This is a genomic window from uncultured Planococcus sp., assembly GCF_947501725.1.
Classification (GTDB): Bacteria; Bacillota; Bacilli; order Bacillales_A; family Planococcaceae; genus Planococcus; species Planococcus donghaensis_C.
In genome coordinates this window covers 287,044-302,202 of record NZ_CANMXD010000001.1, presented here as the reverse complement: position 1 = coordinate 302,202, position 15,159 = coordinate 287,044, and the positions used below count along the sequence as shown (strand labels likewise).

Annotated in this window: 13 protein-coding genes; 5 read left to right on the top strand and 8 right to left on the bottom strand. The window is 47.1% G+C overall.

What is annotated here, in order from left to right; genetic code table 11:
• The first annotated feature begins 30 nt into the window (after nt 1-30).
• A complete protein-coding gene (locus Q0785_RS01500) occupies nt 31-1,383 on the top strand; it encodes a YjiH family protein (protein ID WP_298824211.1) in 1,353 nt (450 codons plus the stop codon).
• A gap of 502 nt (nt 1,384-1,885) precedes the next feature.
• Here Q0785_RS01500 and Q0785_RS01495 read toward each other — a convergent pair.
• On the bottom strand, nt 1,886-2,830 hold the full coding sequence (locus Q0785_RS01495) for an L-threonine 3-dehydrogenase (RefSeq protein WP_298824207.1): 945 nt from the start codon (nt 2,828-2,830) through the stop codon (nt 1,886-1,888).
• 445 nt (nt 2,831-3,275) lie between these two features.
• Between Q0785_RS01495 and Q0785_RS01490 the strand changes: the two genes are divergently transcribed.
• Genes Q0785_RS01490 through Q0785_RS01480 form a run of 3 tightly spaced genes read left to right on the top strand, consistent with a single transcriptional unit; the run spans nt 3,276 to nt 5,574 of the window.
• Nucleotides 3,276-4,100 carry an amino acid ABC transporter substrate-binding protein gene (locus Q0785_RS01490; RefSeq protein WP_223640080.1) on the top strand — a complete coding sequence of 275 codons (825 nt, stop codon included), beginning with the start codon at nt 3,276-3,278 and terminating at the stop codon, nt 4,098-4,100.
• Nucleotides 4,087-4,788, top strand: coding sequence for an amino acid ABC transporter permease (locus Q0785_RS01485; RefSeq protein ID WP_203339677.1), 702 nt, complete (start codon nt 4,087-4,089; stop codon nt 4,786-4,788). Before Q0785_RS01490 ends, Q0785_RS01485 begins: the two co-directional genes overlap by 14 nt.
• A 36-nt stretch (nt 4,789-4,824) precedes the next feature.
• The gene (locus tag Q0785_RS01480; protein ID WP_298824200.1) at nt 4,825-5,574 is read left to right on the top strand and encodes an amino acid ABC transporter ATP-binding protein; all 750 of its coding nucleotides are present in this window, start codon (nt 4,825-4,827) and stop codon (nt 5,572-5,574) included.
• Between the two features lie 66 nt (nt 5,575-5,640).
• Here Q0785_RS01480 and Q0785_RS01475 read toward each other — a convergent pair whose 3' ends face one another.
• A complete protein-coding gene (locus Q0785_RS01475) occupies nt 5,641-6,756 on the bottom strand; it encodes a mandelate racemase/muconate lactonizing enzyme family protein (RefSeq protein ID WP_298824195.1) in 1,116 nt (371 codons plus the stop codon).
• Nucleotides 6,757-6,856: 100 nt separating this feature from the next.
• Between Q0785_RS01475 and Q0785_RS01470 the strand changes: the two genes are divergently transcribed.
• Complete coding sequence (locus tag Q0785_RS01470; protein WP_298824193.1) at nt 6,857-8,062, top strand: amidohydrolase; 1,206 nt, start codon at nt 6,857-6,859, stop codon at nt 8,060-8,062.
• 119 nt (nt 8,063-8,181) lie between these two features.
• Here Q0785_RS01470 and Q0785_RS01465 read toward each other — a convergent pair whose 3' ends face one another.
• From Q0785_RS01465 to Q0785_RS01440, 6 genes are all read right to left on the bottom strand, one after another.
• Nucleotides 8,182-9,372: a glycine C-acetyltransferase gene (locus Q0785_RS01465; RefSeq protein WP_298824191.1), complete on the bottom strand. Its 1,191-nt coding sequence runs from the start codon at nt 9,370-9,372 to the stop codon at nt 8,182-8,184.
• 93 nt (nt 9,373-9,465) lie between these two features.
• Entirely contained in the window at nt 9,466-11,574 is a 2,109-nt protein-coding gene (locus tag Q0785_RS01460; protein WP_298824189.1) for an immune inhibitor A domain-containing protein, read from the bottom strand.
• A 205-nt stretch (nt 11,575-11,779) separates the two neighbouring features.
• Nucleotides 11,780-12,913 (bottom strand): bifunctional cystathionine gamma-lyase/homocysteine desulfhydrase, encoded by a 1,134-nt coding sequence (locus tag Q0785_RS01455; protein WP_298824186.1) that lies wholly within the window; start codon nt 12,911-12,913, stop codon nt 11,780-11,782.
• Nucleotides 12,913-13,845, bottom strand: a complete 933-nt coding sequence (locus Q0785_RS01450) for a cysteine synthase family protein (RefSeq protein ID WP_298824183.1) — start codon at nt 13,843-13,845, stop codon at nt 12,913-12,915. The genes Q0785_RS01455 and Q0785_RS01450 overlap by 1 nt, the downstream gene beginning before the upstream one ends.
• Nucleotides 13,846-13,856: 11 nt before the next feature.
• A complete protein-coding gene (locus Q0785_RS01445) occupies nt 13,857-14,330 on the bottom strand; it encodes an S-ribosylhomocysteine lyase (RefSeq protein WP_223640035.1) in 474 nt (157 codons plus the stop codon).
• 19 nt (nt 14,331-14,349) lie between these two features.
• Nucleotides 14,350-14,985, bottom strand: coding sequence for a methyltransferase domain-containing protein (locus tag Q0785_RS01440; RefSeq protein ID WP_298824179.1), 636 nt, complete (start codon nt 14,983-14,985; stop codon nt 14,350-14,352).
• Between the last annotated feature and the right edge of the window lie 174 nt (nt 14,986-15,159).

Below are 15,159 nucleotides of genomic sequence, written 5' to 3'. Positions count from 1 at the left end.
ATTCATACACTCAGAAAAGGGGAATTAGTTGTGAAAAAGTTTTCTGCTTCAACTTGGTTATTGTTCTTGATTCCTTCTTTACTTGGAATCCTGCTGTTTTTAATACCGATTCCAACCGAAGATGGCTGGATGGTAACAATTGCTGTGCTTGCCAACTTGTTGGCCGGATCTATTGAATCCATTGTACCGTGGATAATGATGGTCATTTTAATCGTGGCCGCTTTAGGTTCATTGTTTTTCATCACAAAGAAAGTCAATGAGAAAGAATCCGTTTCATTTATCGATAAGCTTTTCAATGTCAATCTCTTCTGGACCATCGTCCGCATCCTGGGAGCTGCATTTGCAATTATGGTGCTTTTCCAAGTTGGTCCTGAACCGATCTGGAACGAAAATACCGGAGGACTTCTTCTGGCTGGAGACGGTTTACTGTCATTCCTTTTCACCATTTTCCTCTTTGCCGGATTATTCCTTCCGCTCTTGATGAACTTTGGCTTGCTTGAGTTTTTCGGAACCATGATGGTGAAAATCATGCGTCCGCTTTTCCGGTTGCCTGGCCGTTCTTCCATTGACGCCTTGGCTTCATGGGTCGGAGATGGCACCATAGGGGTTCTACTGACAAGCAAACAATATGAAGCAAATAAATACACGCAACGTGAAGCCGCAATCATCGGAACCACCTTCTCGGTCGTTTCCATCACATTTGCGATTGTGGTCATTCAGGAGATTGGTCTTGGCAGCTACTTCCTGCCTTACTACGCTACTGTCATTCTTGCGGGTATCATCTTGGCGCTCATCATGCCGCGCATTTATCCGCTTTCAAAAAAACCGACTACGTTCATGGACGGTTCGCCACAGGAATCTCAATCTGAGGATGTTCCAGAAGGTTATAACGTCGCTTCCCACGGCATTGAAAATGCCTTGACGAAAGCCGATGATAATCGCTCTATCAGTAAATTTTTCCGAGACGGCTTCAAAAACGTGTTGGATATGTGGATTGGGGTCGCGCCGGTTGTTATGGCTTTCGGTACGGTCGCATTGATTTTGGCTGAATATACGCCTGTATTTACGATTCTGGGTACGCCATTTGAACCGTACTTACGATTGCTCGGCGTTCCGGAAGCAGCAGAAGCTGCACAATTGATGGTCGTCGGTTTTGCCGATATGTTCCTGCCGGCTATTCTTGGAGCAGACATCGAATCTGAAATGACACGATTTGTCGTCGCTACCATGTCCGTTACCCAATTGATCTATATGTCCGAAGTGGGTGGATTGCTGCTCGGTTCCAAGATTCCTGTCAATATTCTTGACCTGATCATCATCTTCCTGCTCCGCACAATCATCGCTTTGCCGATTGTTGTAGGCGTAGCACATCTTTTATTCTAATCAAATCACAAAACGCCATCCGCGGCATGCGGATGGCGTTTTTATTGCAGATAAGAGAATATTTATGTCTTTTAAAGAATGAATCCGCACTTCATCTTCTTTTTTCCGGATCCTGCGCTCCAGTTGGACGCTTTCCTGCGGGCTTGCGCCGTAATCCCGCTGGAGTCACCGCCTTGCGCTCCGGATTCCTGAGAGACGGATTTACTAGATTTATTGGAAGTCTTTTATCTTAGAACCGACTAGCTGGCTACTTTCTCTCATTTAAGCCACATGTCCCCGATCGTTCTAACCACGAAGATTTCTATGGGAGCAGCGCAGCGATGAAAGCTGAAGGCCCTGCAGTCACGCAATCACGAGAAGACTGAAGTTGAGACCGCAGAAAGCGAAGTGGCCGGACCTTTGGGATAATGCACCGCTATACATTTTGGATAATCTTCTACAGTATGAACGCCATCCGCGGCATGCGGATGGCGTTTCGTATTATTCATCTAATGGGATTCACTCAAGCGGGTTGAAGCTTTTTTTTTAATTTTTCCAGCATATCGAAAGTCATCGCGTCCAGATCGTAGGAAGCTTTAAAGCCCCATTCTGATTTCGCTGCCGATGCATCAATATTACCCGGCCAGCTGTCTGCAATTTCCTGTCTTGCCGGGTCAACAGCATAGGACATCTTGAAGTCCGGAATATGCTTGCGGATCGATGCTGCAATCTGTTCCGGCTCAAAGCTCATCGCCGTCACGTTGAAAGCATTGCGGTGAATCAATTTGGCGGGGTCTGCTTCCATCAAGTCGACGATGGCCTGCAGTGCATCCGGCATATACATCATGTCCATGTAAGTGCCTTCTGCAATATAAGAGGTGTAACTGCCTTGCTCAATTGCTTTGTAATAGATGTCGACAGCGTAATCGGTCGTGCCTCCGCCCGGCTGTGCAACGTTTGAAACCAGCCCAGGGAAACGTACGCCGCGTGTATCAACGCCGAATTTTGTATAGTAGTAGTCACATAGCAATTCACCGGCTACTTTGTTGACCCCATACATGGTGGTCGGACGCTGCAATGTGTCCTGGGGTGTGTTCTTTTTAGGTGTTGATGGACCGAATGCGCCAATGGAACTGGGTGTAAAAAATTGCATGCCAAGCTCACGAGATGCTTCGAGCGCATTTACAAGGCCGCCCATGTTCAGGTTCCAGGCAAGCAGCGGTTTTTCTTCAGCAGTCGCTGACAGCAAAGCCGCCATGTGGACCATTGTATCCGCTCCAAAATCCTTTGCCAAATCGTGCATTCTCTGTGCGTCTGTCACATCCAAAATTTCAAAAGGACCGGATTGATCGGCAGTTTGGCGGATATCAGTCGCCAATACATTGTCATTGCCATAGATGCTGCGCATTTTCCCGACAAGCTCCGACCCAATCTGTCCTAAAGCACCTGTAATCATAATTCGTTCCATTTTCAACACTCCTTTTCTCCAAAACATTTGTCCTGTGTAAAAACACAAAAATCAGCTTGTAAACCTTGTTAATTTAACCTTTAATATTTAGTTATTATAATGTGTTCTCTTTAAAAACACAAATGATTTCTAAAAAAAGTTTACCGTCAATTGATTTTTAACTGGCAAAACATTCTCTATCAGTGCATAACCGCTGAATCATCGAGCTTCAGAAAATCTGCCTTTTTGCGTTCGCTTCATTTGAGACTGTAGGATAGGCGTGCTATAATAAATCAGCTTTAGGATTACTTGTAGATTTCGCATCAATTTTCCTTTTTTTAAACTTTAAACCTACTAATCCGGTTGGTTATTATGTCTTTATGAATTATATTTACAGTAGGTTTAAAATAAGGATGCGGCATTCGGTAAGGAAATCCAAAAAATAAAAAAGAATAGAGGAGAGTTTATGAAGAAATTTAGTTTAGCGTTTTTATTGTTGGTGGCAATGTTGGTTTTAGCTGCATGCGGGGGATCGCCGGAAGAAGATCCCACGACAGATGATGCAGTAGGAGACGAAAGCTCAGAGCAAGATCTATTGGCTAAGGTCCAGGAAGAAGGAACATTGGTTATCGGAACGGAAGGAACCTACCCTCCTTTCACTTTCCATGATGCTTCGGGTGACTTGACTGGATTTGATGTGGAAATAGCTCGTGAAGTGGCAGATCGTCTTGGCGTTGAAGCTGAATTCCTTGAAACACAATGGGATGCCATGTTTGCAGGATTGGATGCCGGCCGTTTTGATATGGTAGCGAACCAAGTCGGGATCAACCCGGAACGTCAGGAAAGCTATGAGTTTTCAGACCCATACATCACATCTACTGCCGTATTGGTGGTTGCAGAAGACAACACCGATATCCAGAGCTTTGAAGACTTGGAAGGCAAATTGTCTGCGCAGTCACTGACCAGCAATTATGCTGAAACCGCAACTTCATTCGGCGCAGAACTTGAAGGCGTCGAAGGATTTAACCAAGCAATCGAATTATTGAATTCGGGCCGTGTTGATGCGACTGTCAATGATAATTTGACCGTTTTGGATTTCCTGAAACAGCGTCCGGATGCACAGGTGAAAGTTGTCGATGAGTCTGAAGATGCTGCTCAAAGTGGATTATTGTTCAGACAGGACAGCGGCGCAATCGTCGATGAAGTCAACCAGGCATTGGCCGATATGATCGAAGACGGCACCTACGATGAAATTTCAGAAAAATGGTTTGGTGAAAATGTACTTGAATAGTATTTTCTCCGATCCTGTCAGAATGGAACGGCTTGTGGACATTGCGCAATCCTCATTCCTTCCATTAATCGAGGCAACGCTTCAATTCACCTTGCCTCTATCGATCATTTCCTTTATTTTCGGATTGGTACTGGCGATTTTGACAGCTTTGGCGCGAATTTCTACAGTTAAAATTTTCCAGATCATTGCCCGCGTCTATGTTTCCATCATTCGGGGTACACCTCTGCTGGTCCAATTGTTCATCCTGTTTTACGGATTGCCGACACTCGGTATCACGATTGATCCATTCCCAGCGGCAGTGATCGGTTTCTCCTTGAACGTCGGAGCTTATGCTTCCGAAGTGATCCGGGCAGCCATCTTGTCGATTCCAAAAGGTCAATGGGAGGCAGCCGATACCATCGGCATGTCTTACACACAATCCCTGCGACGCGTCATTTTACCGCAGGCATCACGCGTTTCTTTGCCTCCCTTGTCGAATACATTCATTAGTCTGATTAAAGATACATCGCTGGCATCGCTCATTCTGGTTACCGAGATGTTCAGAGTCGCCCAGCAAATCGCTGCGACCAATTACGAGTTCCTGCTGCTTTACGGGCAGGCGGCATTGCTTTACTGGGTCATCTGCTTTGCCTTGTCTCTGGTTCAAGGAAGACTCGAACACCGCTTTGACCGGTACGTTTCCAGATAATAAAAGCAGTTCACTTATTGCAGTAAGGAGTTCCAGATGATTTCAATCAAAAATTTGCATAAAAAGTTCGGCGATCTTGAAGTATTGAAAGGCATTGATGCAGACGTCCAAAAAGGCCAGGCCATCGTGGTCATCGGGCCCTCCGGTTCCGGGAAAACGACATTCCTGCGCTGCCTCAATACGTTGGAGACACCGACTTCCGGTTCCGTAACGATCGACGAACAAACCGTCGACTTCTCCAAGCCTTTGTCGAAAAAGCAGATCATGGCTTTTCGCAAGCAATCGGCTATGGTCTTTCAGCATTACAACCTGTTCCCTCACATGACAGCTCTTGAAAATGTCATGGAAGGCCCGGTCACGGTCCAAAAACAGGACAAGAAGCTCGCCCGCAAAAAAGCCGAACAGCTGCTGACGAAAGTCGGGCTCGGCGAAAAGATCAATGACTATCCGTTCCAGCTGAGCGGCGGCCAACAACAGCGCGTCGGCATCGCACGGGCGCTGGCACTCGAACCGAAAGTCATGCTGTTCGACGAACCGACGTCTGCGCTCGATCCCGAATTGGTCGGTGAAGTGCTGCAGGTCATGAAAGACCTTGCTGCTGAAGGCATGACGATGGTCGTGGTGACACACGAAATGCGTTTTGCCAAAGGCGTCGCTGACGAAGTGCTATTCATGGACGAGGGACGCATCGTCGAACGCGGCAAACCCGAAGACATCTTCAACCATCCGACAGAAGAACGGACAAAACGTTTCCTGAGTTTGATACAGAAAGCCGATACTATTTAAGAAAAGCCTAAACTGAATGAAACAGAAAAACTCGCCTCTCTTTTGAGATTGCGAGTTTTTTTGCGGTCACTTTTCGATGATGCATGATTTAACCGTCAATTTCTCCAATTGCGCCTGATCCACTTCCACACCCAGACCTGGCTTACCGGATAATAAGACATTCGGGTGCTGATAGGTCAAGTCGCCGATTTCTTCACTGAACAGTAACGGTCCCGTCAATTCGGTGCTTTCGATATTGATGCGTGACATCGCAACGTGATAGCCTGCGGCTGAACCGATGGATGATTCCACCATGGAACCGATTTGGCACAGCATACCCGCTGCTTCAGCAGTCTTTGCCATTTGTGCAGCATGGAAAATCCCCGCACATTTCATCAATTTGATGTTGATGACATCCGCCGCCTGCAGCCGGATGATTTCCAAAAGGTCTTCCATCGATTGAATGCTTTCGTCGGCCATGATCGGCACGGCGGTCTTCGAACGGATTTCAGCGAGTCCCCGGATGTCGCCCATGCGGATCGGCTGCTCGATCCAGGCAATGTTGGCCCCTTCAAGTTGTTTGATTGCCGCTACAGCAATGCCTGGCGACTTCCATCCTTGATTGACATCGACTCGGATCGGCATGTCTTTGCCGACTGCTTCGCGAACGGCCAAAATCCGGTCGACATCTTCCTGCGCCTGCCCTTTCCCTACTTTCAGCTTTAGGGAAGCATAGCCCATTTCAACGGCTTTCTTCGCTTTTTCCGCCATGATTTCAGGCGCTTCGATGCTGAGCACTTTCGGATAATCTAAATGAGCAGTTGCCTGCCCGCCAATCAGGTTATAGACTGGCTGTCCGGACGCTTTGCCCATCAAATCATAGCAGGCGATATCCACAGCGGCTTTAGCCGCTGGATTGCGGGCCATCAACGCATTCAGGTTCGAATGGATAGTTTCAATATCGAACGGGTTCATTCCGATGATCGCCGGGAGGAACAGCTCTTTCAATAGTTCAAACGCGGCAGTGAAATACTCTCCTGTCACATGTTCATCCGGAACTGCTTCTCCGTATCCGACAAGGCCGGTGTCTGTTTCCAGTACCACAATCAATGCCGGCATATCCGGATAAGTCGCATAAGAGATGATGAATGGTTCGTTGAGAGGAAATCTGACTGCATGCAAAGTTGCTTTTGTGATTTTCATTTGAGTGCCTCCAATGATTTTAACTTATTGTATACTTACTACTATAGTGAAATTAAGGCATGATTGGTATTTTATTTTATATCCAAAGGAGTTTACATGTATGACACTAGCTGAGCAAATTGATTCACTTTACGATGAAATGGTGGAAACAAGAAGGCGCCTGCATATGCATCCCGAACTGTCGCATCAAGAGATTGCGACTCCTGCTTTTATTGCGGACCGTCTGGAAGAATTGGGCGTTGAGGTTCGTCGGAAAGTTGGCGGTCGCGGAGTCGTCGGGACAATCCGCGGCGGCAAGCCTGGCAAAACGATTGCATTTCGTGCAGATTTCGATGCCCTGCCGATCGATGATCAAAAAGATGTCCCTTATAAATCCACTGTTCCCGGCGTCATGCATGCTTGTGGACACGATGGACACACTGCTGCTTTACTCGGCTTCGCTAAAGCGATGATGACCATTCGGGAAGAGATTCCGGGCACGATTGTGCTGATCCATCAATTCGGCGAAGAATTGTCGCCTGGCGGTGCACGCGCCATGATTGCAGATGGCTGCCTGGATGGCGTGGATGCCGTCTACGGCGCCCATCTGCAAAGTAAAATGGACAGTGACCGTATTTATTTGCGCGATGGCTTTCTGCAGGCATCCGAGGATACGGTCAAAATTATCGTCCACGGCTCAGGAAGCCACGGTGCAGAACCACATAACGGGATCGATCCGATTCTGGCAGCGAGCCACATCATGGTGGCATTGCAATCCATCGTCAGCCGCAGCGCCGACCCGCTGAAGGAGTTGGTCGTCTCCATCGGCAAATTCCATGCAGGTGATGCCGATAACGTCATTCCGGGCAAAGCCGTGCTGGAAGGCACCATCCGCGTCTTCGATCCTGAGCTGCGCAAGCTGGCCAGCCAGCGTCTGCGGACAATTGTGGAGAATGTCGCCATCGCGATGGGCGCTACTGCTGAAGTGATCATCGAAAATGGTTATGATGCGCTGTGGAACCATCCGGCAGAAGCTGATGTAGTCCGTAATGCGGGCCGGGGCTTGTTGGGCGAAGAACATGTCGTGGAAATCGATCCGGTCATGCCGGTCGAGGATTTCACTTATTTTACGCAGGAAAAACCGGGTGCCTACTTTTTTGTCGGGGCGAAAATGGCAGATGATGCCGCCGTTTACCCACATCACCACGAAAACTTCGATTTCAATGAAACCGCCATGCTGGTGACGGCAAAAATGTTCGCTGCGATTTACTTTGAGGCGCAAGAAATGCCTGCGGACAGTATTTTGGTTGATTTGGACAGTATTTGAGAAGTTTGGACAGTATTTCCCGCCGTTTGGACTGTATATCGCATCATCCGGACTGTATATCCTATATCTGGAAATAAAAACACGCCCAGCAGCGTATAGCCGGGCGTGTTTTCGTTTATTTAGTTGATGACGCCTAATTCTTTGCCGACTTTTTCGTAAGTGGCGATGGCTTCATCCAACATTTCTTTCGTGTGGGCAGCTGTAGGCATGTTGCGGACGCGTCCAGTACCTTTTGGAACGGTTGGGAAAACGATTGATTTTGCATAGACGCCTTCTTCGAATAAACGTTTCGAAAATTCCTGCGTCAGCTTTTCGTCGCCGATGATGCAAGGCGTAATCGGCGTTTCGGAATGGCCGATATCAAAGCCTAATGCATCCAGCCCTTTTTTCAGGTAATCGCCGTTGTTCCATAATTTATCATGCAATTCCGTTGAATCCATGATCATTTGGACTGCAGCGGTGATAGCTGCCACGTCGCCTGGAGTTACTGCTGTCGAGAACAGGAACGGACGTGAACGGACTTTCAGCCAGTCGATAAGGTTCTTTTTGCCGGCTACATAACCACCTACAACTCCGACTGCTTTAGACAAAGTTCCCATTTGCATATCGACTTCTTTTTCAAGGCCGAAATGCTTCACAGTTCCTTTTCCTTTGCCAGTGACGCCTGAACCGTGCGCATCATCCACGTACGTGATCAAGTCGAATTCCTTGGCGATTTCCACAATCTCAGGAAGCTTGGCGATATCGCCATCCATCGAGAAGACCCCGTCCGTGATGACCATAACTTTATTGTAGAGGCCTGATTCTGTCGCTTCTTTCGCTTTCATGCGAAGGTCTTCCATATCGGAATGCTTGTACGCGATGATTTTCGCTTTTGACAAGCGGCAGCCATCGATAATCGATGCATGGTTCAATTGATCGGATAGAATCGCATCGTTCTTGTCCATTACAGCTGAAATTGCCGCCATGTTGCAATTAAAACCGGATTGATAGGAAATGGCCGCTTCGGTCCCTTTAAACTCGGCTAATTTCTCTTCCAATTTCACATGCAGATCAAGCGTCCCGTTGATTGTGCGGACTGCCCCTGCACCGACTCCATATTTATCGATTGCGTCTTTTGCCACTTGCTTCAACTCTTCGTTGGTCGCAAGCCCTAAATAGTTATTTGAAGAAAGGTTGATCAATTCCTTGCCGCGCACTTTAATGATTGCGCCGTTCGGTCCTTCAACCGGATCGATTTCATTATAGAGGCCCTGCTCTTTTAATTCTGTTAAGTTTTCATTTAAAAATGCATCTAGTTTTTTCGACAATGTCCTCTTCCTTTCACAAACAATCTCAGTTTCCATCTTACCATACGGGGCTTTTTCTCCAAAAGAAAAAGCGGACCGGGGTCCGCTTTCAGCTTATTTATTGCTTTTTTCTTTGTTCTTGCCTTTTTTCGGGTTGTCTTGCTTATAGATTACTTCATACGTGAATTCTTTCGCTTCTTTTTGCCCTTCTTCTGCAGCGTAAGAAGTGATCATTTTCACATTGCCTTCACGAAGAACCTGGTTGAGATCCAACGCCTGTTTTTCTGTCACGTTAAATGGATCTACGTGGAAAACGCGTTCTTTGCCGTTTTTCTTGGTTTGGATGAATGTTGTCGTGAAGTTGACATAGTCACCTTTCAATTGGCCCAATGACTGGAACACATCCGTTGAAGTGCCATCAGCTGTGAACTCGCCTAATTCAATGTTCTTGATGAACCACCCTGGATTGTTTGAGCCCCAGTCAGTCAGGTTGCGGAATGAAACCAGAACATCCTGTCCTGCATAAGCGGATAAATCAAAGCTTTCAGTTGCCCAATCACCATTCGTCCCAGTAAATCCAGGAACATTTTCCTTGATGGTCGGGTAACCTTCTTCAACTACATCACTGCGCGTGTTTTCATTTTCAAGAGAAGTCCATGAATCGCCATTGTCCGTTGAAACCTGAACCATACCGAAATCCCATTGCTCTTCAATATCGTAGTAATGCTCGAATGTCAATGTCGCGTTGTCAGCAGGAATAGTTGCTCCGAAAATCAATTCCTGATCTGCTTCGTCGCCGTTATTTGCGTGTAGTACCTGTGCACCAGAACCTTTTGGATCTGCTACAGTTTGCCATTGCAATGGCAGGAAGTCGACGCCGTCAAATTCCAGGCCGCGGACATCTTTGCCGAAGTTGAATTCCTTAAAGTCGCCGCCCCACGCTGGAACACCTTCTTTTTCGAATGTCTTCGCTTTTTCAAAGTCTACCGTTTTGCCGCGCACTTCACCATTTGTACCGACCGGCAGTTCACGCAAATCAATGCTTTCGAAATTATAATCGCTGCTGACGTCTGAGTTGTCCAACGTCAACGCCGTCATGAAGTTCTGGTAGACTTCAGTGAATGTCTTATTGGTGCCATAATCCTGTAATACTTTGTCGACGCTCGCCATTCCCTGGCTGTCGCCGTCTGTCGCTAATTCACGGATGAACTCTTGTCCGAACTTGTCGTACATATATAGAGTGAACAGGTAAACCTGGCCGTAATCCGCAATTGTTTCAGGGCCGGTTGCTGCTGTTCCATGCTCGTCCCAGTTGACTAATGAGTTTTCCGGGTGGTCCAAATAGAAGTTGATCGATCCTTCTCCGTGGCCATATCCGCCCAGAAATTCAGAGAATGTCGACATGCCTTCGTTCAACCATGTTTCTTCAGAAGGGTCATTATCAGCTTGGATCAAATGCTGCAATTCGTGGATTGTTGTCCCGAAGAATGTGCTCTCCAGACGCGTTTCCCATGAATTCGTATCGATGGTGATGATGTTGCGGTCTGTGTAATTTTCAAGTGTCTGCCAGAAGAAGCCGGCAACAAAGAATGGGTAGCTTGGGTTGTTCCATCCTTCATCCTGGACATTATCGACCAGCATGATGACTTTATCAGATCCTTCGTAATAGCCTTCAGGAAGATTGACCATACCGGGAAGCGGCGAGTTGGAGCCATCCAATTGATCCGGTGTTCCGAAGAAGTCAGTCGCTACCGGATAGATATTGCTGTCAAACTCAGCCTTCAATTTATCCACCTGAGCCTGTGTCACGACGTCAGCCGGTTTCGGGTTGTCCGGTCCGTAAGCCAAATCATTGGCCACCCAGATTTCCACGTTGTCGCCAATGCTCCGAAGTGTAAATTCTTTAAAAGCTAAATTGCGGTCCAAGAATAATTTCGTCCCGTGATCTTCTGTAAATGTTCCATCGGCTGCCGCATCAGACGTTCCGTCTGTTACATCATCAGCCTGTGCTTTTATCTTTTTATCCGCTTCTTTTTTGAAATTTTCATCCTGCGTTAAATCATTCAAGCTTTGGTCGATATCGATCCGATCCCCGTATCGTTCGCTGTTCCAGTCGTTTACTGATGGTACTGCTTCGGTTGGTGCCGCTGCAGCTGCTGGCGCGAATAAAGATAGGGTTAACGCACTAGCCGATAAGATCGATACCCATTTGCTGTTCTTCATGTTGCATCCCCTTCCAAACTGTCAGAATATTATTTCTTTCAAAATCTTACCATGACAGAATAGTCAGAAGAATAGGGGAAAAGGTATATTTCGAGTTACGAAATTACGGGTAATAAGATACAATTTTTTTCATAAAAAGTAGGTAAAATGGTTTTAACAAAGAAAAAAAGCATAAAAAAACCGCCTTTATTAGGCGGTTTATCACTTATTTTAAAGCATTATCCAGATCTTCGATCAAATCTTCAACATCTTCGATCCCGACTGAAATTCGGACGAGTCCTTCGACGATACCCAATTCGCCCCTGCGTTCTATAGGAATTGAAGCATGGGTCATTTGGGCCGGTACGGAAATCAAGCTTTCCACAGCACCTAAACTTTCAGCCAATGTGAAGTATTTCAGCTTCGCCAATAATTCTCCGGCTTTCTCCTTGCTGCCAACATCAAATGAAATCATACCGCCGAATCCAGTTGCTTGTTTCTGCATCAAATCGCGTCCTGGATGGCTTTCAAGTCCTGGATAGATGACTTTGCCGACGGCGTCATGCGCTTCTAAAAACTCTGCAATTTTCTGTGCATTGGAATTGGCTTCTTCCATGCGCAATCCTAAAGTCTTCAACCCACGGATCAACAGCCATGAATCCTGCGGCCCTAAAATCGCCCCGATAGAGTTTTGCACAAAGTGGACCTCTTCAGCAAGTTCCGCTGAATTGACGACTACCAAACCTGCTACGACATCACTATGGCCGCCGATGTATTTCGTCGCACTGTGCACAACAATGTCAGCACCCAAGGCAATCGGGTTCTGCAAATACGGCGTCATGAACGTGTTGTCGACAATCGTCAGCAGATCCTTCGATTTAGCGAAGGCAGCGACCGCTTCGATATCCGTCACTTTCAACAGCGGATTGGTCGGTGTTTCAATGAAAATCGCTTTGGTATTTTCTTTGACTGCCGCTTCCACTTCCGCCAGGTTACCGGTATCGACAAACGTGAATTCCAAGCCGAAACGGTTCAGTACTTTATTGATGACACGGTAGGTGCCGCCATAAACGTCGTCTGTCAGTACGACGTGGTCTCCGGCTGAAAACAGCATCATAACTGACGAAATCGCAGCCATCCCTGAACCGAACGCAAAACCGGCATGGCCGAATTCCACATCGGCGATCAATTCCTCCAGTGCATGGCGGGTCGGATTTCCTGTACGGGAATATTCATAGCCCTTGAATTTGCCGACCGCTTCCTGCTTATAGGTACTGACCTGGTAAATCGGTGTAGATACGGCACCTGTTGCTTCATCTCCAACAATGCCGCCGTGGATTAATCTTGTTTTTGGTTTCATCAATGATCCTCCTCAAAACTTCGGCCATAAATATCCTGGCTCATATAGCGCTCGCTCGAATCAGCGAACACGGTCACAATATGGCTTCCCGGTTTAGCGGATTCCGCTTCCCGAAGCGCTGCCACGAAAGCCGCGCCTGAAGAGCTGCCCACCAATAACCCTTCACTTTTAGCCAATTCGCGGACAGCCATAAATGCTTCTTTATCCGTTATGGTGTGGATGGCTTCAAAATAGCGCGCATCCATGTAATCCGGCAAAAATTCCATGCCGATGCCTTCAGTCAAATGTGGTCCTGATGGCCCGCCGTTTAAAATCGAGCCTTCCGGTTCCACGATGACTGTTTTGATGGCTTGTTTTTTTGATTTCAAATAACGCGCTGTACCCATGAAAGTGCCACCGGATCCTGCTCCGGCAATAAAAACATCGATTTCTCCATTAAGCGCTTCCCAGACTTCCGGTCCAAGTGTCCGGACATAGGTTTCGGGATTGGCTGGATTGGAAAATTGGGAAGGGGAGAATGCCCCTTCCGCTTCCACCAGTTCCTTGGCTTTTTCGATTGCGCCTTTGATGCCTTTTTCAGTAGGCGTATTGATGACTTCCGCTCCCAATGCGCGCATCAGCCCTTGTTTTTCCTGGCTGAATTTTTCAGGCACCACAAATTTCACGTGATAGCCTTTGCCGATGGCGGCGATCGCCAGACCGATGCCGGTGTTGCCGGCTGTCGGCTCGATCATCGTACCGCCCGGTTGGAGCAGCCCGCGTTTTTCAGCATCTTCGATCAACGAAACGCCCAAACGGTCCTTGACACTGCCGCCGGGGTTAAAATACTCCAGCTTGGCAAAAATGCGGCAGCCGTTCGGAATTTCGCTGTGTGTCAGTTCCAACAGTGGCGTATTGCCGATCAGCTGTTGAATTTCAGTAACATATTTCATCGTTATTCTCCTTAGATCGCTTCATCCGCGAAGACTTGGCGCCATTGGTCTTTTTTCGCCAGCATTTCACGTGCCAGTTCTTTTGCGCCTTCTAAGCTATGGCTTGCAGCCCAACCGCATTGCACTTCATTGCATGCAGGCACTTCGTCCGCTTCGATTACATCCTTCAATGTGTTTTCCAGAATGCGGAGTATGTCTTCATAATCGTCATGGTTGATGACGGACAGGTAATAGCCGGTCTGGCATCCCATCGGCCCGATGTCCACAATGTTGTCCGAATGGTTGCGGCTGTGTTCTGCCATCATATGCTCAAGCGAATGAAGTCCGGGCATATCCATATGCTCTTTGTTCGGCTGCTTGAAACGGATATCGTATTTGCGGATCGTATCGCCTTTGGCTCCAGTTTTTTCTCCTGCGAGGCGTACATATGGCGCCACTACTTTTGTATGGTCCAAGTTAAAGCTTTCAACATTCATTTTTTTCATCTTAATCGCTCCTTGTTTCTTATTTTTTCGTTGCATCAATCAGAAATACGTAATTGTTCAACTTCGACAATTCTACCGTAAACCCTGCATCCGTAATCAACTTTTCCATGACAGGCACTGTGGTGTAATACTCACGGTTCAAGTCCTCTACTAGATTAGCATGACCTCTTGCTTGTTCAAATGCAATTATTTCCTTTTTAGCATCTTCTGATTCGAATAGCGTATCTGCGAAAACCACTTTGCCGCCTGTCGGCAATTGCTCCGCGTAAATCTGGAAAGCTTGTGCTTTTTCTGCATCCGTCAAATGATGGAAGGCGTAAGAGCTGACAAAGCTCTGCGGTGTGATGCCTGCCTCAAATTCCAGAAAATCTCCGTCTGTGACTGTCAGGTCTTTCAGTTTTTCCGCGACCACTTCACGCATCGCCTGATTCGGTTCGATTCCCACCACTTCCAAGCCACGGACAAGAAGCTTTTCGGTCAGGTTTCCCGTACCGACACCGAATTCCACCACCGGACCAACTGCCGCATCGGCCACTGCCTGCAGAATCTCATTATATTTTACGAATACATCCCTGTATTCCTGGTCTTTTCCACTGACTGAATCATCATACGTATGAACCCATTCATCAAAGATTTCTACAAATTCACGTCCCATAAAAATACCCCTTTACGTTTATATTCAATAAAACCAATAGAGTTACTCGGCTTTATTTATACCATATCAGCAGAGCGGTTTCAACTATATGAGACGGATCGAAGATTCAGCTTATTTCCTCCATATCGTCAAAAGGAAGCCAGGCAAATTACACACTGGCTTCCTTTTTCGTAT

What these genes read in the sequence shown, in the direction of transcription:
- Q0785_RS01495 (WP_298824207.1), bottom strand. Translation starts at nt 2,830, where the DNA reads ATGGAACGAATTATGATTACAGGTGCTTTAGGACAGATTGGGTCGGAG.
- Q0785_RS01490 (WP_223640080.1), top strand. Translation starts at nt 3,276, where the DNA reads ATGAAGAAATTTAGTTTAGCGTTTTTATTGTTGGTGGCAATGTTGGTT.
- Q0785_RS01485 (WP_203339677.1), top strand. Translation starts at nt 4,087, where the DNA reads ATGTACTTGAATAGTATTTTCTCCGATCCTGTCAGAATGGAACGGCTT.
- Q0785_RS01480 (WP_298824200.1), top strand. Translation starts at nt 4,825, where the DNA reads ATGATTTCAATCAAAAATTTGCATAAAAAGTTCGGCGATCTTGAAGTA.
- Q0785_RS01475 (WP_298824195.1), bottom strand. Translation starts at nt 6,756, where the DNA reads ATGAAAATCACAAAAGCAACTTTGCATGCAGTCAGATTTCCTCTCAAC.
- Q0785_RS01470 (WP_298824193.1), top strand. Translation starts at nt 6,857, where the DNA reads ATGACACTAGCTGAGCAAATTGATTCACTTTACGATGAAATGGTGGAA.
- Q0785_RS01460 (WP_298824189.1), bottom strand. Translation starts at nt 11,574, where the DNA reads ATGAAGAACAGCAAATGGGTATCGATCTTATCGGCTAGTGCGTTAACC.
- Q0785_RS01455 (WP_298824186.1), bottom strand. Translation starts at nt 12,913, where the DNA reads ATGAAACCAAAAACAAGATTAATCCACGGCGGCATTGTTGGAGATGAA.
- Q0785_RS01450 (WP_298824183.1), bottom strand. Translation starts at nt 13,845, where the DNA reads ATGAAATATGTTACTGAAATTCAACAGCTGATCGGCAATACGCCACTG.
- Q0785_RS01445 (WP_223640035.1), bottom strand. Translation starts at nt 14,330, where the DNA reads ATGAAAAAAATGAATGTTGAAAGCTTTAACTTGGACCATACAAAAGTA.
- Q0785_RS01440 (WP_298824179.1), bottom strand. Translation starts at nt 14,985, where the DNA reads ATGGGACGTGAATTTGTAGAAATCTTTGATGAATGGGTTCATACGTAT.